Source organism: Bifidobacterium simiiventris (genome assembly GCF_019331715.1).
GTDB classification, from domain to species: Bacteria; Actinomycetota; Actinomycetes; order Actinomycetales; family Bifidobacteriaceae; genus Bifidobacterium; species Bifidobacterium simiiventris.
In genome coordinates, this window is sequence record NZ_JAHBBG010000001.1 from 373,588 (window position 1) to 393,185 (window position 19,598).

Below are 19,598 nucleotides of genomic sequence, written 5' to 3' on the forward strand. Positions count from 1 at the left end.
CGGAGTCAAGGTCACCGTGTCTTGAAGTAGCGGAAGAGTTGGGATTCGCGGACGAATAGTCCGGCGAGGACGGCCGCGAGCATGCTGGCGGCGAACAGCGCGAGCGGCGCGCGTATCGCAGACAAAAGGATTGCAACGGGGTCGCCGGCCGCCATGCGCCAGCAGTAGGCGGCGATGAGGCTGCACGCCGATATGGTCCCGAGCCCGCTCCACGTGAGCGTCTCCAAGCCGATGCCGAGCAGCTGCGCGCCTTTGGATTGGCCGCAGTGCAGCGCGCCCGCGTATTCGAGCCGGCGTCTTCGCACGCCCACGACGCCGATCAGCAGTCCGGCCGCGAGTCCCGCGCAGGGCATCCACCGGGTCATGCGGCTCGTGTACGAGTCGTGCGCGTCGTAGTGCGAGTCGAATCCCTTGTTGACCGCCATGACGCCGGCCTGGCCACCCGTCGACTCGCCGGAGACGATCACGGTCGAATACAGCAGGTTGTCGGTCTGACCACTGGCGGGCCATTGCCTGGCCCAGCATTCGCCGAACGGCGCGGCTGACGCGGATACCGGCACGACGAGCGCGTATGCGAGACGCGTATCGCGCCCGTCGTTGGGCCATGCGAACACGCCCGCCACCGTGGCACCGCCGTGGTCGGTGGCGAGCCGGGAACCGACCGTCAGGCCGAAATCGTCGGCGAGATCGGCGGACACCCAGATGCCGGACGCGTCGACCCTGTCCGATACCGGCGTGGATGACGCGTTCGCCTGACGGTCGCCGGCGGCGAGAATGCGCAGCAGTCCGGGCGTGACCTCGTACGACGCGATGTCCTTGCCCGGCGTGGACAAGGGCGTGATCTGGTCGCCGGCACGCAACACGCCGGACGCGTCCGGGCCGTTCGCCGCGTCCGGCAACCGGTCGCACACGGTCCCGTCGATCAGATCGCCGGACGCGATGATCATGCGCGTGTCGGCCAGCGCGTTGATGCGCGTGACCGCCTGCGTCTCCAGGCCGACGACGCCCACCGCCTCGTAGCCGCCCAGCAGCAGTCCGGAACAGAGCACGGCAAGCATCATCGCGACCGCATGCGTGGTGCCCGACGCGATGTCGCGCACGCATTCCGAGACGATCGAACCAAGCCTCATGACACACCACCCCGCTCACCCGCATCACCACCGGCCGGCATGTCCGTATCCTCGCCGGGACGCGGCGCGTAGTCGGCCAGGTCGATCACGCGGCCGCACGCGTCACGCGTGTCCGGATCATGCGTGGCGACCAGCACGATCATGCCCTGCCCGGCCAGATTGCCCAGCACATGGCTGACCGAACGCGCGGTGCGCGTGTCCAACTGCGCGGTCGGCTCGTCCACCAGCAACAGATCCGGCCTTGAGCACACCGCACGCGCCAGCATCAGCCGCTGCGCCTCCCCGCCCGACAGATCCGAGAACCTGCGGCCGGCCGCGTACTCCAGATCGAACAATCCCATCGCGGCCAACGCCTCAGGCTCCGCGTCACGCCGACGCATCCCCTTGGCCAACAAGGGGAACACGACATGATCCAACGCGGTACGCCGCGCGACCCCGTACGGGTTCTGGAACACCCAGCCGACACGCTCCACGCCCACGCGCTCCACCGTGCCCCGATACGGCTTCTCCCAGCCCGCCAGGATCGACAGCAACGTCGATTTGCCACAGCCCGAAGGCCCGCACACCGCGACCGTCTGCCCCGGTTCCACCGTGAAATCCAACCGTTCGAACAACACGTCCGTGCCCGGGAACCGATGCGCCAGCCCATGCGCCGTCACGCGTCTACCCTCACCCCGCGCAGTCCCCGGCACGATCCGCGGGACCACGACGTCGTCCGCGGCGCCTCCCGCGCCACCGGCCGCCACGCCGCGCATCACCGGCAGCTTTCGTTCGCGATGCGGCTGCCGATCGCCACGCGGGCGATCGACGACACGTCAGGCCCGCCATCCCCGGTCCGCACCAGGCTCGCGCCCAGTTCGGAACCCACGATCGACACCCTCACCACGTCAAACGCGCCCGCATCATCCGGGGAATCGTCCCTCGGCACCGCGACGCAACCCTGTGTACCGTCCACGCCGAACACCGCGCCGGCCGGCACGCGCAGCACCGTCACCGGCTCGGCCAACGCGAGCGACGCGCCCAACCCGGCCGCCAGCGTCGCCTCGTCCATCAGCCGGTAGTCATCGCTCGCCGCGACCCTGTCCAGGAACGCCGCATCCGTGATCTCGACGGACCCGGCCGGCAGCGTACCGGTCTGGCCGAGCACGCTGACCGTACGATCCATATCCGCCGCCCGCCCGTTCTTGACCGTCAATTTGGTCAACATGCCGGGCACCTGGCCGACCGCCATGCCCGCCGTCACGCCGACGCCCACGACCGCGTCCCACGAGCCGACCCGCACCGACACGGCCGGAATCCACAACACGTCCGCGATCCGCAGACCCCCGTCCGACGTGTCGCCCCGATCGTTCATCAACCGGCGCACGCCCTCGGACGTGTCCCACAGATACTCATCCGAACCAGGCACGCCACCATACCCCAACCGGTTCAGCTCGTTATTCAACGCGAGCACGTCATCGCCCCTGTCCCCGACGACCAGATCACGATACAAGGGAGTGGCCGTGCCCAACGCGACCACCACACGATCGTTCACCCTATACGCGGCCTTACCCGACTCCAAACCGCCCGCGGACCAGTCCGCGGTCACCGTGCCCGACACGTTGCCGACCAGATCACGCGCCGACGACACCGTCGGAACCAACGTCACCTGCTGCGAACCCGCATACTCCTGCACGCCCACCGGCACGCTCGTCACCTCCCCAGCGGCACCCAACAACCCCGGAGCACGATCAGGCAACCACAACGCACACGCCCCCACCGCCAACGACACCGACACAACCACCGCCAGCAACACCCACGTCACAGACAGACATCCGCCGCGCCGCCGAATGTCCCGGTTCGTCGCGGCACCCTTGCCGTCCTTGTCATCATGAGACATCTTCTTCCCTTCCGTCAGACCGGAACACCCCTATGACAACGATTGCACGACTCGCCCGCGACGCCCGAAGGCAGCCGCCGTTTTCCGTAAGAACCATATCCCGCAATGGCATGGATTCACCCTCACCACAATTGCTCTTTGTCGTCCCCGGGACGATACGACAACATGTTGTTGGCGACTTCGCACGATTGCACGTCGGGATTGCTTCGGTCAAATGAATATGGATCGTTTTGTCCGTCGTCGCGCTTATGTTCATCATCATAATCTTCGCGCGAATAGGTTCTAGGAACCAGACCATTGCGATGCAGACAATCCACAAACCCGTCCTCTATGTTTTCGTAAAGATTCGGGTTACCCTGTTGGACCCCGTACACGTCGTCCACGTAGGAGATGTACTCATCAAAGCACTCACCGGAATCCTGCTCGTATTTCTTTTCCTGAGCCTCGGTTCCCGCCGAACGCGCGGCCTCGGCAAACATACCGTTGGAATACTTGATGAGCTTTAATCCGGTGTATCCTTTGCCGACCATGCAGGTCTTGTATCCGGACCATGCCTGCTCATAGTCAGAAGTCGACACGCTTCCTGACTTCAATGCACGGCGCAGTATGTCCCGCTGGAAATCAGAAAGATCGGGCATATCTGCAAATCCTTCGATATATGAGGAAAGCGACGATGCCAACTTTCCGGAAGGCGCGGCATTGCCATCGTCATCGGCAACAGTCGCGCCTTCCCCGCAACCGGAAAAAAGCAGTATCATACACATCATGTACAGGACGATCACTCGTCCTGTACATGAGCCAAGGTCATTCCTCATAATCACCATTCCTCATAGCAACGAGTAATCCGCGAGATCATTCACATACGTCTTACCGCCGTAGACCTCAACGTATACCTATGGAAGCTCCTCGCAGCAAAGATTTTTTACGGATATTCATGAGAAACCTCTTCCTTCGAGATTGTTTCGACCCATATATTGTTTGACAAGATATGTGCGATACGCAACCCATCGTCTACTGCTTTTGTGTAGAGATAATAGAGGGCATCGCCGTGGTTCATACACAAATGCAGTACTGGCCTTTTGCTCGGGAACAACCTCCGCCATATAATGTCACAAACCTATCTAGGAGGATATCGTGTCAAAGTTTCTCATTGCTCTGCTAACGATTGCATTGTCCTTCGGTACGACGGCACCAACCAACAGCAGCCCCAGCACGCTCGAAACCGCATATTCCGCCAGCCTCTTCGTCGTCTGTCCGCCATATCTGTGGTGGTGGTGCGGCAAAAGATCCTGACAACGTCGGCGTGGCATGATTCGGCAGCCGCAAGCGTCGTCACTCTGGCTGGCAGACAGCCAACCACCTGTGTATTACCGACGAGTAGCCATCGTTGACAACGATCCGCGATCGTTGGCCTCCCTGCGAACGTTGATCAAGGAACAACTTGCTCGATCTTCGGTGATATGGACCACTGCGAACGGCAGTGAAACCGTACAATTATGCTCACAAACCGAGACCATGCCGAATCTGCTCATGCTCGACATGTCCTTGGAAGGGCTGCAGGGACCGGAAGTGATCAGACGAATTCGCAGAGTCTCCGGCAATACCGCGATTCTCGCCATCACCAGTTTCTCCTTGCCGAGATACACATATAAGGTTCAGCGCGCGGGAGGGCAGGGCATAGTCAGCAAAAACAACGAAAATGATATACTCAATGCCGCAGCCGCATTACTGTCCGGACAAGTGCAAAACGGATTTGAATCCCCCAAAATGGCCCATATTCGCATCACTCATGAGCAGTCCACGCAACCTGCTTTGACCATCAGGGAAGCGGAGATCATCGACCTCGTTGCGAACGAGGGACTGCTTGACGCAGAGGTCGCCACAACGCTCGGCATATCCGAAGCCACGGTACGAAAACATATGCAGAACATCATGACCAAACTCGGCGCCCGAAGCTCCCGGCAGGCTGTGGCCTTATGGATGAACCGCAATGATTGCTGACCATCAGGAAATGATATGAACATGATCATCGCCTCGCTTTCCCGATACCGGATCTATCGGGTACGCGCGCTGCTTTCCCTCTTCGTGTTGCTGCTGTTCGTCTGGGAATGGTCGCAGTATCCACCACACGGCATGCTCGACACGATACTCGCCCTTGTTGCCGGCAGCGCCATCGCCCTGACGATTCCGTTCCCCATTCCGGCAAGCTGCTGCATCTTCGTCGTCGATATTCTAGTGACGATGCTGTCCGGAAGCGGCCCCACCACGATGTGGGCCTCGCTGCTCGCCATCGGTCTTATCGCCTATCACAGTTCCGCTGGTATCATTTGCGCGACGGTCGTGTGCGCATGTCTCGCGCAATACGTCATGATGCAGCTGCCGACTCCTCGCGATGTAGGCCGGGAAAGCATGTTCTTCTTCGGTCTGATGTTCTTCTTCGCCGCATTTGCCGGGAGAGCGCTGCATTGGCGAGAAGAGGCGTTCCAACACCGGCTGCAGACTGAGCGATTCAGGCATCGCGAACAGATCATGGAAGCCAATAATCATGCCGCTCAGGAGATACATGATTCCGTCACCGGCGATCTGTCGCTCATCGCGCGCACGGCTCAGCGGCAAATACGAATCGGATCACAGGAACGCGAGCAATGGGAAGCCGTCGAACGATATGCGATGGAAGCACTGACGGATGTACACCGTGTGATCGAACAGTTGGCGAGCACGAATGACGACGCCAACGAACAGCCACGGTCCGACGTGGCCGTATCGATACGCCGATTGATAGACGACAATGAGCAGCGTCTGCATGATGCCGGATTCAACGGACGATGCACCTTCAACGTGGATGATGACGCCGCAGCACTTCCTGACGGCCGACGCACTATCGCGATCGGGCTCATTCGCGAAATCTACGCCAATATCATCCGCCACGGCAATCCAAACGAATCGTACGAGCTTTCCGTAGTCTGGAACGTCCGAGGTATCGAAATCACCGAGTGCAACACCGTCGCATCGCAGGACGATCTCACCGACGGTCACGGCATCGTCCAATACCGCCAGTCCATCGAACGCATCGGCGGCGTTCTCGATTGCGAACGGAACGGCGGCGAATGGGTCACCTTCGCGCAAATTCCCGCCTGACTATCCCATCGGATCCCACACCGGATCGTCCATACCGCCGGATACCGAACCATTGGCGACCATGCACCCCCGCACATGCATATCAGAGAAATCGACCGATGACTCTCCTTCGCTTGCGGAACGATCCTTCTGGTATGTTTCCAGTGAATACTCCTTTGGCACCAGATTCTCCCGGTGCAAACAGTCCACGATTGCCTGATCGATGTCCATCCACAATGAAGAGTTGCCGACCTGCACGCCATACGTGGTGTTCACCCACCCGGAATACAACGCGGAGCACTCCCCTGTATCCCGCTGCAGACGCTTGTCCTGCGCCTTGCTCAACCCGCTGATATCCACGGATGCGACACTGACCATCCCATTCGGATAATGGATCAGTATCGGTTTGGTCCATCCCCGATCCACGATGCATTGCGAGAAGTCCGACCACACTCGCTCATAATCGGCGACCGTAATCTTCCCCCCGTTATCCAACGCCCGCTCCAGCACGGCCCGCTGTGAATCGGCCATCGGAGGATCGTTCGCCAGTCCTCCCTCAAGCTGACTGGATACGAATGATTCCGCAGAGGACGCCAGTTTCATGCCATCCGTCATCTGCTCCCCTTTGTTTCCATCCTGCGGTGATGCAGAAGGCTGCGGGTTCTCCATATTCACAGTCTGCCTTTCGCCGTCCATATCTGCCGGTTCAGAACATGCCGACAACCCCGTTATCATCCAAAATGTCAGCATTCCAATCCCAAAAAGAGATATGATTCTGCTCATCTGCTTCCCCATCATTTACAATAAAGTATTTATTCATCCGCACGTGGAATATTACAAATGGTTTATCTTTAACAATGATTCCAATAAGCCAGTATCAGCAAAGACTGTCGGAACCCTAAATATATAGAATTTATAAAGCTCATCCAGATTTTATATTAATACTGGCTTATCGGAATCTAATACATGAAAGTCTGAAGATAACGTCCGAAGTTTTGCTTATGCGGAATTTCATAGCAAACCTTTACTCTCAAATATCTGTATAGCGTGCAACTATATTGCTGTCAATTGGTACCGCGCTTGCAACATTGCTTCGACATGCCTTGTGGGCTTTACCTAAAATTAAGAATACAATACAAACAACATTAATATAAGAAGCCATCTACACAATATGAGTAGCTTCGCCGATCGGCAACCGGACCAAGCTTCGGTCCTGCCACAACGGCCGGTTGCGGGGCAAGTCACTGCTTCGTTGCACGACTTGCCCCACAACCAGCCGGGCACCGTCTACTTGCCGAGTTTGGCGAGCAGGAGTGCCTCGGTGATGACGTTGTGCTTCAAACCGTAGAGGCTGATGGACTCGTTCGGGCTGTGCGCGTTGGCCTTCGGGTCCTCCGGGCCGGTGACGAGCACCTGCGCGGACGGGAAGATGCGCTGCAGTTCGGGGATGAACGGGATGGAGCCGCCCTGGCCCTGGTTGATCGGCTCCACGCCGAACGCCTCGCGCATGGCCTCGAGCGCGTCCTTGGTGGCCTCCGCGTTCGGATCCATCGCCCAGCCCATGCCGTTGTCGGTGGGCTTGACCTCGACCTCGGCGCCGAACGGGGCGTGCGCGCGTAGGAAGTCCGCGAGCGCGGCCTGCGCCTCTTCCGGGCGCTGGCCCGGCGCGGTGCGCAGGGACAGGCGGAACGTGGTTTCGGGGGCGATCACGTTGAACGAGCCTTCGACCGGGTGAGCGTCGAAGCCGATCACGGTGATGCTCGGCTTGGTCCACAGTCGCGAGGCGAGCGATCCGGTGCCGGCGAGACGGTAGCCGTCGACCACGCCCGCGTCGGCGCGCACGCCGGCCTCGTCCACGTCCTGCTGCAGGCCGCCGACCGGCTCCTGCGCGAGCACGCCGGGGATGGCGAGGTCGCCGTTGGCGTCGTACATGGAGGCGATGAGCATCGCGGCGAGCGTGTTCGCGTCGAGGATCGGGCCGCCGTACTGGCCGGAGTGGACCGGGTGGGTCAGGGAACGCACGGTCACGTCCACGCCGGTGTTGCCGCGCAGGGACGTGGTCAGGGACGGGATTTCCGCGGACCAGTTGCCCGAGTCGGCGACGACGATCACGTCGGACTCGAAGTCGCTCTTGTGCTCTTCGATGAACGGGATGAAGCTGGCGGAGCCCATCTCCTCCTCGCCTTCGATGAACACCTTGATGTTCACCTTGAGATCGTCGCCCAGGGCCTTGAGCGCGCCGGAGTGGATGGCGATGCCGCCGCCGTCGTCCGCCGAGCCGCGGCCGTACAGGCGGTCGCCGACGGTGGTGGCGACGAACGGGTCGGTGTCCCACGCGGACGCGTCCGGCACGGGCTGCACGTCGTGGTGCGCGTACAGGAGCACGGTCGGGGCCGCCGGGTCGACGATATGCGAGCCGATGACCTCCCATGCGCCGGGCGTGCCGTCCGGATTGTGCGACTGGACGACCTTCGCGTCGACGCCGACCTCGCGCAGCTCCTCGGCCACGAATTCGGCGGAACGCTTCATATGCTCGCCAGTGATGCCCTGTGCGGAGACGGATTTGAGCGCGATCTTGCGTCCGAGCAGATCGACGATGCGGCCGAAGTCGGCTTCGACGCGCGAACGGATCTCATCGGCGGTGACTGATGCCATGATGCTCCTTTATATAGTGCGTGCAAACGGTATGTCTCAAGCCATTGTAGCGGTCTCGTCGGCGGGCCGGCGGCGTCGAGGCGTGGCCGTACTGTGGGCTGACATGACATGGAATCCGTTCAAGAAGAAGGAAGAGGCCGACAAGCCCGCGGACGCGCAGGCCAAGGCCGAACCCGCGAAGTCCCCGCAGGAGAAGAAGGGCCGTCCGACTCCGAAGATGAAGCAGGCCCAGGCGCAGAACATCCGCCCGCTGGTGCCGGCCGACCGCAAGGCCAGCGCGAAGGAGGCCAAGGCCCGTCTTCGCGCCCGTGAGGACGCCGAGTACGAGGCGATGCAGAAGGGCGACGTGGCCCATATGCCGAAGGCCGAGCGTCTGCCGTGGCGTGTCTACATCCGCGATTACGTGGACGCCCGTTTCAACCTGGGCGAGTTCTTCATCCCGGTGGCCGTGGTGATCATGTTCGCGTCGATTCTGGTGACGACCGTGGCGCCGCAGCTGTCGTTGCCGCTCATGATCCTCATGTACGTGTACCTGTTCGCCGTGATCATCGATGTGTGGCTGATGTGGCGCAAGCTCAAGGTGAAGCTGGTCGAGAAGTTCGGCGAGCGTTCCGTCGCCCGCGGCATGCGTTCCGGCTCGTACGCGTGGAGCCGCGCGATTCAGGTGCGCCGTTGGCGGCTGCCGAAGCCGCGCTATCCCAAGCGCGGGCATTTCCCCGAGTGATCGTCATGGCTCCCTTTACGGGAGCCATTTTTCTTATCAACTCTCGGCTCCCCTTGTTAAGGGGGGGGCTGTCAGTCTTCGACTGACTGAGGGGTAGCCAAAAGCTTCGGAACGTACCAGGGCTTCGACGCTCCCCCAGTTAGCTTCGCTGACAGCCCCCCTCAGCCGAGGGGGCCAAGAAATCGGCAAGGAGGCACAACGTGGAACAGCGTGTGGAACAATTTGACATCGCGATCGTCGGGGCGGGTCCGGGCGGCTATTCGACCGCGCTGCGCGCCGCGCAGCTGGGGCGCTCGGTCGCGCTGGTCGAACGCGACGCGACGCTCGGCGGCACGTGCCTCAACCGTGGCTGCATTCCGTCGAAGGCTCTTATCACCGCCACGCACACGATCGATACCGTGCATCGCGCGGCCGAGCTCGGCGTGAACGCGTCGGTCGATGGCATCGACTTCGGCAGGCTGCACGACTATCGTCTGCACATCGTCGACACGATGACCAAGGGCCTGGCCGGACTGCTCGCGCACCGCGGCGTGACGGTCTTCCACGGCGAAGTCACCGGACTGGATGATGCCGCGCCGGCCGGCACGACACCAGCCGATGCAACGCAATCCTCCTCCCCCGCCCGGCACACGCTCACCGTCACTGGCCGCGACAGCTCCCCGGTCGAACGGTTCGTCAAGGCCGGCGTCCCGCAACCGCTTGAGCCGACCGTCATGATCGAAGCATCCGACGTCGTCGTCGCGACCGGTTCGCGTCCGCGTCCGCTGCCGGGCATCGACTTCCGCGGAGCGCTCATCGACTCCACGCAGGCGCTCGAACTCGACGAGTTCCCGGCCAGCGCGGTCGTCATCGGGTCAGGTGCGGTCGCGCTCGAGTTCGCGTCGATGTGGGCGACGGCAGGCTGCGACGTAACGTTGCTCATCCGCAAGGACCGCGTGCTCTCAGGCTGGGACCGGCGTGCGTCGGTGACGCTCACGCGCGAACTGAAGCGGCATGGCGTGAAGATCGTCACGCACACGGCCGTCACGCAGGTCGACACCGGCGCGAACCTTGGCGCGACCGTGCACTACACGCGGCAGGCTGGTGCCGATCAGTCCGAACAGCTGACGGTGTGGGGCGAGATCGCGCTGGCCGCGATCGGCCGTGACCCGATCACCGACGCCGACTGGATAACGCGCAGCGGACTTACGCTGGATAATGCCGGCATGGTCGTCACCGACGACTTCGGTCGCACGAATCTGCCCGGCGTGTGGGCGCTCGGCGACATCACCGAAGGCCCCGCGATGGCGCATCGCGCGTTCGAGCAGGGCATCGTCGTGGCCGAGTCGATCGCGGGGCTCGACCCGAAGCCGGTGGACGATACGAGCGTGCCGCAGGTTGTGTTCTCCTCGCCCGAGGCGGCGAGCGTAGGGCTGACGCTCGATCAGGCGCAGGCGCGCGACGACCTGGAATCCGTGACGGAGACCGTGTATCCGATGCTCGGCAACGCGCGAATGCTCATGTCCGGTTCGGCCGGCTCATTGTCGATCGTGTCGGGTGCATACGAGGCTGATCCGGATACGCCGGTCGTGCTCGGCGTGCACATCGTCTCGCCGCTGGCTTCCGACCTGATCGCGGAGGCCGAGCAGATCGTCGGCAACCGGGTGCCGCTGAGCGAGGCGGCCCGTCTCGTCCACCCGCATCCCACATTCTCCGAAACGCTCGGCGAGGCGCTGCTCAAGGCCGACGGACGGCCGCTGCACACGCGCTGACGGCACGGCACCGTTACCCCGACGGCACGGCGATGTCGGGGTAACGGTGCTGGTAGAGTGGTGAGATAGTGTGTCAACCTTTGAAAGGTGAGGAATTACATGGCTGAGAAGGAAGCGAAGCCGAAGAAGAACGGCATGTTCGCGCGCATGTCCACGACCGTCAACCAGATCAAGCAGATCTACCAGTACACGGCCGCCGAAGACAAGTCGCTGCCGTGGATGATCAGCGTGACGCTCGCCGCGCCGGTCGTGCTGTTCATCATCCTGGGCATCGTGTTCCACTGGTCGGTGATCTCGTGGATTCTGCTCATGATCACCGCCGTGATGCTTTCCATGCTGCTGGGCACCATGCTGCTCACCAACCGCGCCGACAAGGTCGGCTATGCGAAGATCGAGGGCCGTCCGGGCGCTGCGGTCGCCGTGCTCAAGAACATCAACAAGGCCGGTTTCAACTTCCCGGAGCAGCCGGTGTGGGTCGATCCGAAGACCAAGGACATGATCTGGCGTGGCACCGGATACAACGGCATCTACCTGCTCGGCGAAGGCGACTACAACCGCGTCAAGAACGCGATGAACCGCCAGGAGGCCAGCATCAAGGGCGTCACCGCCGGCTCGCAGATCCCGGTCTACCGCATCTACGTGGGCACCGGCGCGAACCAGACCCGTCTCAAGGATCTGCGCAAGACCGTCGTCAAGCAGAAGGCGTACCAGCCCAAGTCCAAGCCGACCGGCTGGTGGGACACGATGTGGTACAAGATCAAGCCGACCACGCGCTTCATCCTTACCAAGAGCGAGCTGGACACGCTCAACAAGCGTCTCGACACCCTGCAGACCCGCGCCGGCTACGGTATCCCGAAGGGCATCGACCCGACGCGTCCGCAGCGCGCGAGCCGTCGCGCCATGCGCGGCCGCTGAGCTTGAGGCCGACTTTTCAGGGGTTGCGATCATTGCGATCGCAACCCTTTTTTCATTCCTGATCTCATTAATCGAACACGCAAACGGTCGCTTACGTAACATGCCGTAACACGGCAATCGCGTCATTCCGCGGCACAGGCCGACCGAACGTCCCTGATTCGCCGTCTCGAAACATTCTCGTAACCGAAACGACGAGCGGGCGAAACGCACATTCCTAGACTGTAAGCCTGTAAGTAACTTCACGAAAGGAGCGGTCCCGTGACCGAACTCAAGTCCAAGGAAGACGCCGAGGCCCTTATCAACAAGGAAGGCATCGAGTATGTCTCCGTCCGTTTCACTGATCTGATCGGCGTGCAGCAGCACTTCACCGTGCCGGCGAGCGAGTTCCTCAAGGACGCGTTCACCGACGGCATGCCGTTCGATGGTTCCTCCGTCGAAGGCTTCCAGGCCATCAACGAGTCCGACATGAAGCTCGTGCCGGACGTCACGACCGCCTTCGTCGATCCGTTCCGCAAGCACAAGACCCTCGACGTGGCCTTCTCTATCGTCGACCCGCTGACCGACGAACCGTACTCGCGTGACCCGCGTCAGGTCGCCGGCAAGGCCGAGGCCTACCTGAAGTCCACCGGCATCGCCGACACCGCGTCCTTCGCTCCGGAGGCCGAGTTCTTCATCTTCGACAAGGTGCGCTACGAGAACTCCATGCAGCGTTCCTTCTACGAGGTCGACTCCATCGAGGCCCCGTGGAACACCGGTCTTGACACCGAAGAGGACGGCACCCCGAACATCGCGTTCAAGAACCGCGTCAAGCGCGGCTACTTCCCGGTTCCGCCGATTGACCACACCCAGGATCTGCGCGACGACATGGTCGCCAACCTGCAGAAGGTCGGCCTGATCCTCGAGCGTTCCCACCACGAGGTCGCCGGCGCCGGCCAGCAGGAGATCAACTACCGCTTCAACTCCCTGCAGCACGCAGGCGACGACCTGATGAAGTACAAGTACGTCGTGCACGAGACCGCCGCTCTCGCCGGTAAGGCCGCGACCTTCATGCCGAAGCCGCTCGCGGGCGACAACGGCACCGGCATGCACTGCCACCAGTCCCTGTGGAAGGACGGCAAGCCGCTGTTCTACGATGAGAAGAACTACGGTGGCCTGTCGGACATCGCCCGCTGGTACATCGGCGGCCTGATCAAGCACTCCTCCTCCGTGCTGGCCTTCACCAACCCGTCGCTGAACTCCTACCACCGTCTGGTTCCGGGCTTCGAGGCCCCGGTCAACCTGGTGTACTCGGCCCGCAACCGTTCCGCCGCCATCCGTATCCCGCTGGCCGGCACCTCCCCGGCTGCCAAGCGCATCGAGTTCCGCGCTCCGGATCCGTCCTGCAACCCGTTCCTGGCCTTCTCCGCCCAGCTCATGGCTGGCCTGGACGGCATCCTCAACCACATCGAGCCGCCGGAGCCGGTCGACAAGGACCTCTACGAGCTGCCGCCGGAAGAGCACGCGGGCATCAAGCAGGTCCCGAGCTCGCTGGCCGAGGCGATGGACGCCCTTGAGGCCGACCACGACTTCCTGACCGCCGGCGACGTGTTCACCGACGACCTGATCGAGACGTGGATCGACATCAAGCGCGGCGAGATCGATCAGGCCCGTCTGGCCCCGACCCCGCTGGAGTACGAGCTGTACTTCCACATCTGATCTTCGGATTCAGATCGCTTGCAGAAGACCCCGACCGATTCGATATCGGCCGGGGTCTTCCCGTATGTGCCAGCGTCCGTCCGTTGATGGGCGGCGACGTCCGTGGCACGCGTGTGTCAGAAGCGGATCAGCGACTTGATGACCTTGCGCTGGTCCATCGCCTCGTAGGCATCTTGGATGTGGTCGAGATCGTATTCGCCGGTGAACACGCGACCGGGGTTGATCTCGTGCTTGAGCACCGCGTCGAGCAGACCGGACGCCAGATCATAGTGACGCACCGGGGCCGGGCCACCCTTGATGCCGATGTTGCCGTAGAACGTGCCCTGCGCGCTGATTTCCACGTTGTGGGGCAGTCCGACGCGGCCGATCACGCCGCCGCGGCGGATCAGGCCGATCGCCGTGTCGAACGACTGCTTCGATCCGACGCATTCGAGCACCGCGTCGGCGCCGTAGCCGCCGGTCATCTCCAGCACCTTATCGACCGCGGCCTGATCGCGTTCGGCGACGATGTCGGTCGCGCCGAACTCGCGGGCGACGGCCGCACGGTCCTCGTGCCGGCTCATCGCGATGATACGCTTCGCTCCGAGCATGTGGGCAGACAGCACGCCGCACAGGCCGACCGCGCCGTCGCCCATCACCACGGCGGTGTCGCCCGGCTTGACTTCGGCGGAAACGGCGGCATGGTATCCGGTCGACATCACGTCGGCGATGGTCAGCAGCGAGGCGAGCGTCGCGTCGTCGTAGTCGTCCGGCGAACCAGGCACCTTGACGACCGTGCCGTCGGCCTCGGGCACGCGCACATATTCGGCCTGGCTCGCGCCGAAATAGCCGCCGTGCGGGCACACGGACTCGAAACCGGCCTTGCACACCGGGCAGATGCCGCAGCTGTACGGGAACGGCAGCACCACGAAGTCGCCCGGCTTGACGGATTCAACTGCGGAGCCGGTCTGTTCGACCACGCCGATCGACTCATGGCCGATCTGCGCGTGGCGCGGATGGTCGGACAGTCCGCGGAAATACCACAGGTCGGAACCGCACACGCAGGCGCGCACCACGCGCACCACGGCGTCGGTGTCGGCCTCCAGCGCCGCTTTCGGCACCTCTTCGACGGCCATGCGGCCGGGTTCGACGAAGATCGCCGCTTTCATCATCGCGCTCATATCAATCTCCTTAGTTGATGGTCGAACGTTGGTTTCACGAACGCCTTCAACGCTAGGAAGTTCAAGCACTTGAAGTAAAGCGGGCGACACGCCGGGCCCGGCCGCATGGTCGGTTCGGTTCGGTTCGGATCGGATCAGGTAAGGAAGGAAGAGGAGGAGACGGGGACGATGGGGAGGCTTGAGTCGTGGTGGTGACAATGGTCGGGATGACCGGCCGGCGGCGCGGCGGTCAGGCGCGGCGGCTTGCGGCGGCGCGCGAGCGGATCTTGACGATCACGTACCACACGGCCAGCACGACGATGATCGCGGCGACCGCGACCTGGAACCGGTCGAGGAAGCCGAGGATGTTGCACCAGCTCGAACCGAGCAGGTAGCCGGCCATCACGAGGATCGTGTTCCATACGAGCGAGCCGAAGGCGGTGAGCAGCGTGAACCGCAGCAGGTTCGTGCGCGCGATGCCGGCGGGGATGGAGATGAGGCTGCGCACGATCGGGATGACGCGGCCGATGAGCACCGACGCGGAACCGTAGCGGGCGAACCATGCGTTCGCCTTGTCGATGTCGGACGCGTCGGTGAGCGGCAGTAGCGCGAACAGGCGGCGCATGCGTTCCGCGCCGATCGCGTAGACGATGCCGTACAGCGCCCACGCGCCGACCACCGAGCCGGCGGTGGCGCCGCCGATCGCCTCGACGAGCGTCATATGGCCTTGGGCCGCGGTGAAGCCGGCGAGCGGCAGGATGACCTCGCTGGGGATGGGCGGGAACAGATTCTCGAGGAAGACGGCCACGCCAGTGCCCAGACCGCCCATGACGGTCATGAGGCCGACGAGCCAGTTGGTGATCGCACCGATGAAACCGCCGGTATCGACGGGGCAGGACGTGATGGCGAGCGCGGGCGCCGCGATGGTGAGGGGTTCTGTGATCATGACCCTCACGCTACGGGGCGCCCGCTTAGGCAACGCTAACCGACGCGACACGCGCGACGCGTGGCGAGGATCGTCCGTCACCGTCCCACGTGCCGAACCGTATCCGTTGACGCGCGTCGGATCACACGCGCAGCACGACCTTGCCGAACACGTCGCCGCCCGCCACCTTGGCGAATGCGGCCGGCGCGTCGACGAGCGCATACGTCGAGTCGATCGCCGGATGCAAATCGGCGTGTTCCACGAACCGCAGCAGCCGCGCGAAGTCGTCGCGCGATCCCATCGTGGTGCCTTGCACGCGGATGTCCTGGAAGAAGATGCGGGTGAGTTCGGCGCCGGGCTGGTCGCCGGTCGTCGCACCGCAGATCGCGATCGTGCCGCCGGGACGCACCGATTTGACCGAATGGCTCCACGTGGCCGCGCCGACCGATTCGATGACCGCGTCGACCTTGCGCGGCAGTCTCGCGCCCGGCTCGAATGCCGCGTCCGCGCCGAGGCCGAGCGCACGCTCGCGTTTGCCGGCGTCGCGCGAGGTGACGAACACCTCGAGTCCGGCCGCATGCGCGAGCTGGATGGCCGCAGTGGACACGCCGCCGCCCGCGCCCTGCACGAGGATCGTGTCGCCGGGTTTGACGTTCGCGGATGTGAACACGAGCGAGTAGGCGGTCAGCCAGCTCGTGCCGAGCGCGGCGGCCTCCTCGAGGCTCAGGTTGTCGGGCTTGGCGAACACGTTGGCGCTCGGCACCTGCGTCTTCTCGGCCATCGTGCCCTGATAGCGCTCGGAGAGGATCGTGCGGCGTTCGCCGGGCATGACGCCCGCGTTGTCGGTGCCGACGACCGTGTACAGCACGACTTCGCTACCGGCCTTGAGTCCCTTGCGCACGGGGATGTCGTCGTCGAGGATACCGGCCGCGTCGGTGCCGAGGATCATCGGGGTCTGTTCGGCGGCCAGTCCCACGCCTTTGAGGCTCCACAGATCGTGATGGTTGATGGTCGCGGCCTTGACCGAGATAGTCGACCAGAACGGGCGTGGCTCGGGTTCGGGGCGTTCGCCCACCGCGAGTGCGTCCAGCGGGTGTTCGGCGTTGACGCCTGCTGCATATACGGCCTTCATTGGCCCTCCTTGTCGTCGGTTCCTTTCCTCGGCTCCCCTTGTCAGGGGAGCTGGCTCGCACAGCGAGACTGAGGAGTAGTCACAAGCTGAAACATTCTTCTGCCACTATACCGGTCTTGCCGAATGGATAAGGATGCGAAATCGCCGACGTCCTTGTTCACCACATGAATATACGGAGATGTTGCGGGTATTTGCGAGAATCGCCGGGCCGTACGGCATGCCATGCGTTAGGGTGGTGCATTTGGAACAGCGAGAAAGGGGCAACTGCGTTATGAGTGGTGGGATGTTGCATACGATTCACGGCCCCGCCGACCTGCACGCCCTTGACGCCTCGCAACTGCCCGCCCTGTGCGCGGAGATCCGCCGCACGCTGATCGCATACGGCCACCATCACGGAGGCCATATCGGCTCGAACCTCGGCATGGTGGAGGCCACAGTCGCCCTGCACCGCGTGTTCGATTCGCCGCGCGACAAGATCGTGTTCGACGTGTCGCATCAAAGCTATGTGCATAAGATGCTCACCGGCCGCGCTGACGCATATCTTGACCCGACCCGCAATGATGAGGTGACCGGCTTCACCAATCCGGACGAGTCCGCGCACGACCAGTTCGTGCTGGGCCACACCGGCACGTCGATCTCGCTCGCGTGCGGTCTGGCGAAGACGCGCGATATGACCGGCGGCCACGAGCACGTGATCGCGGTGATCGGTGACGGCTCGCTCAGTTCGTCCATCGCGTTCGAGGGACTGAACAACGCTGCCGCGCAGGGCGGCAATCTCATCATCGTGTTCAACGACAACGAGATGTCGATCGCGGAGGATTACGGCGGCATGTACGGCCCGCTCGCGCGCCTGCGCGAGTCCGGCGGCACCGCGGAACCCAATATCTTCAAGGCGTTCGGCCTGGACTACCGGTACGTGGAGGACGGCAACGACGTGGCCGCGCTCGTGGATGCGTTCACTGCGGTGCGTGACACCGATCATCCGGTCGTCGTGCATATTCATACGCGCAAAGGTCTGGGATTGCCGGTTGCGGACGGTACCGATACAGTCGATGCCGCCGCCACGACGACGTGTTCCGTGACTGCGGACGGTACGAATACGACGGATTCGTCGGCCGCGCTGGCATCCGGCGATGACGACAATGACAGCGATTCCGGCGACGCCGTCGTGGCCGCCGAGGATCTGGCGGTCACCGAAGGCCGTTGCGAGGCGAACCATTGGATCAACCCGGACAGCGCCGCCGGCCGTCCGCTCGGCGCACGCAAGCATTACGGCCAGCTCGCGATGGCCCAGCTGGAACGCCGGTTCGCCGCCGAACCCGGACTTGTGGTCATCTCCCCCGCGACCCCCGGTTCGAACGGCATCACGCGCGCGTTCCGTGCCCGCGCCGGCAAGCATTACGTCGACACCGGCATCACCGAGGAACACGCGGTCGCATTCGCGTCCGGCATCGCCCGCGCCGGCGGCCGCCCGGTGCTGGCCACATCGGCCACGTTCTTCCAGCGCACGTTCGACCAGCTGCAACAGGAACTCTCGCTCAACCACACGCCGGTCACGCTGCTCGACTTCGGAGGCGGCCTGTCCGGTGCGGACAACACGCATTCCGGCGCGTTCGACATCGCGATGTTCGGCAACATCCCCGGGCTCACCTGCCTTGCGCCGACCTCGGGCCAGTCGTTCCTCGACATGCTCGCGTGGTCCACGAGCCCGGCCAACGACTCCCCCGTCGTCATCCGCGTCCCCGGCGACACGATCCTCACCACCGAACGCGCGAACAATGATCACGTCGTCCTATCTTCCCGTCATTTCGAGCGAAGCGAAGCAACACAATGTCATTTCGAGCGAAGCGAAACGACACACGACTCCCGTCATTTCGAGCGAAGCGAAGCGGAGTCGAGAAATCTTGTCGGCGCGACGGCCCCTCGCAAGATTTCTCCGCTCGCTGCGCTCGGTCGAAATGACATGGACAAAACAGCTCATCCGTGGGAACGGTACCGCACCGATCACGCGGGATCCAAGGTCGCGATTCTCGCGCTCGGCAACGAGTATCCGCTGGGACGGCAGATCGTCGCCGCACTGGCCGACGGTCACGACGACACCGACGGTCACGCCGCGAACCATTCCCCGATCAACGCGACGCTGATCGACCCGCAACAGTTCTCCACGATCGACGAGGCCACACTCACCGCACTGACCGAGCATCACCGACTCATCGTCACGCTGGAAGACGGCCAGCTCGAAGGCGGCTGGGGAGAGAAGATCACCGCATGGTACGCGAACCACGCCGACTCCCCCGCAACCGCGCGCATGCGCGTGCTCAACTTCGGCGCGGCCAAGGAGTTCACCGACCGCGTCCCCCTCGCCAAACTCAACGACCGCTACGGCCTGACCGTCGCCCACGTCACCGCCCGCATCCGCGCCATGCTTGGCCGCTAACCACGTTCAGAAAGCGTCCAGAAAACTTCCAGAGGCTGTTGGCGAACCGGCCAGCCGTCCTTTCGCGACACTCCAGTGCACTCCACAGAAAGCGCCGTT

Annotated in this window: 16 protein-coding genes; 7 read left to right on the plus strand and 9 right to left on the minus strand. The window is 63.1% G+C overall.

All coding sequences use genetic code 11. From position 1 onward, the window contains the following. Positions 1–11: 11 nt before the first annotated feature. The 4 genes from KIH76_RS01565 to KIH76_RS01580 form a co-directional block, all read right to left on the minus strand. A complete protein-coding gene (locus KIH76_RS01565) occupies positions 12–1,130 on the minus strand; it encodes a hypothetical protein (protein ID WP_219068937.1) in 1,119 nt (372 codons plus the stop codon). Then, complete coding sequence (locus tag KIH76_RS01570) at positions 1,127–1,789, minus strand: ABC transporter ATP-binding protein (protein WP_338023527.1); 663 nt, start codon at positions 1,787–1,789, stop codon at positions 1,127–1,129. Before KIH76_RS01570 ends, KIH76_RS01565 begins: the two co-directional genes overlap by 4 nt. 95 nt (positions 1,790–1,884) lie before the next feature. After that, entirely contained in the window at positions 1,885–3,009 is a 1,125-nt protein-coding gene (locus tag KIH76_RS01575) for a hypothetical protein (protein ID WP_219068939.1), read from the minus strand. Positions 3,010–3,131: 122 nt separating this feature from the next. Then, a complete protein-coding gene (locus tag KIH76_RS01580) occupies positions 3,132–3,824 on the minus strand; it encodes a hypothetical protein (protein WP_214374835.1) in 693 nt (230 codons plus the stop codon). 493 nt (positions 3,825–4,317) lie between these two features. Here KIH76_RS01580 and KIH76_RS01585 point away from each other — a divergent pair, with 493 nt between their 5' ends. Then, on the plus strand, positions 4,318–5,010 hold the full coding sequence (locus KIH76_RS01585) for a response regulator transcription factor (RefSeq protein ID WP_214374836.1): 693 nt from the start codon (positions 4,318–4,320) through the stop codon (positions 5,008–5,010). A gap of 15 nt (positions 5,011–5,025) precedes the next feature. Further along, positions 5,026–6,147 carry a sensor histidine kinase gene (locus KIH76_RS01590; protein ID WP_214374837.1) on the plus strand — a complete coding sequence of 374 codons (1,122 nt, stop codon included), beginning with the start codon at positions 5,026–5,028 and terminating at the stop codon, positions 6,145–6,147. Here the strand turns inward: KIH76_RS01590 and KIH76_RS01595 are convergent, their stop codons facing one another. Together KIH76_RS01595 and KIH76_RS01600 are read right to left on the minus strand one after the other, a co-directional pair. Then, complete coding sequence (locus KIH76_RS01595; RefSeq protein WP_214374838.1) at positions 6,148–6,909, minus strand: hypothetical protein; 762 nt, start codon at positions 6,907–6,909, stop codon at positions 6,148–6,150. A gap of 504 nt (positions 6,910–7,413) precedes the next feature. Then, entirely contained in the window at positions 7,414–8,781 is a 1,368-nt protein-coding gene (locus KIH76_RS01600) for a dipeptidase (RefSeq protein ID WP_214374839.1), read from the minus strand. A 103-nt stretch (positions 8,782–8,884) separates the two neighbouring features. Between KIH76_RS01600 and KIH76_RS01605 the strand changes: the two genes are divergently transcribed. From KIH76_RS01605 to glnA, 4 genes are all read left to right on the plus strand, one after another. Beyond that, on the plus strand, positions 8,885–9,505 hold the full coding sequence (locus KIH76_RS01605) for a DUF3043 domain-containing protein (protein ID WP_214374840.1): 621 nt from the start codon (positions 8,885–8,887) through the stop codon (positions 9,503–9,505). Between the two features lie 200 nt (positions 9,506–9,705). Beyond that, positions 9,706–11,256, plus strand: coding sequence for an FAD-dependent oxidoreductase (locus tag KIH76_RS01610; RefSeq protein WP_338023528.1), 1,551 nt, complete (start codon positions 9,706–9,708; stop codon positions 11,254–11,256). Positions 11,257–11,355: 99 nt separating this feature from the next. After that, the gene (locus tag KIH76_RS01615; RefSeq protein WP_219068941.1) at positions 11,356–12,171 is read left to right on the plus strand and encodes a DUF4191 domain-containing protein; all 816 of its coding nucleotides are present in this window, start codon (positions 11,356–11,358) and stop codon (positions 12,169–12,171) included. Between the two features lie 258 nt (positions 12,172–12,429). After that, a complete protein-coding gene (gene glnA / locus KIH76_RS01620) occupies positions 12,430–13,866 on the plus strand; it encodes a type I glutamate--ammonia ligase (RefSeq protein WP_163229209.1) in 1,437 nt (478 codons plus the stop codon). A 116-nt stretch (positions 13,867–13,982) separates the two neighbouring features. On the opposite strand, the gene KIH76_RS01625 is transcribed toward glnA, so the two are convergent. From KIH76_RS01625 to KIH76_RS01635, 3 genes are all read right to left on the minus strand, one after another. Continuing rightward, positions 13,983–15,026, minus strand: coding sequence for a zinc-dependent alcohol dehydrogenase family protein (locus tag KIH76_RS01625; RefSeq protein ID WP_214374842.1), 1,044 nt, complete (start codon positions 15,024–15,026; stop codon positions 13,983–13,985). A gap of 229 nt (positions 15,027–15,255) precedes the next feature. After that, on the minus strand, positions 15,256–15,951 hold the full coding sequence (locus KIH76_RS01630) for a DedA family protein (RefSeq protein ID WP_214374843.1): 696 nt from the start codon (positions 15,949–15,951) through the stop codon (positions 15,256–15,258). 121 nt (positions 15,952–16,072) lie between these two features. Then, on the minus strand, positions 16,073–17,062 hold the full coding sequence (locus tag KIH76_RS01635; RefSeq protein WP_214374844.1) for a zinc-binding dehydrogenase: 990 nt from the start codon (positions 17,060–17,062) through the stop codon (positions 16,073–16,075). A gap of 271 nt (positions 17,063–17,333) precedes the next feature. Here KIH76_RS01635 and KIH76_RS01640 point away from each other — a divergent pair, with 271 nt between their 5' ends. Continuing rightward, positions 17,334–19,499 carry a 1-deoxy-D-xylulose-5-phosphate synthase gene (locus KIH76_RS01640; RefSeq protein ID WP_219068943.1) on the plus strand — a complete coding sequence of 722 codons (2,166 nt, stop codon included), beginning with the start codon at positions 17,334–17,336 and terminating at the stop codon, positions 19,497–19,499. Positions 19,500–19,598 lie beyond the last annotated feature (99 nt).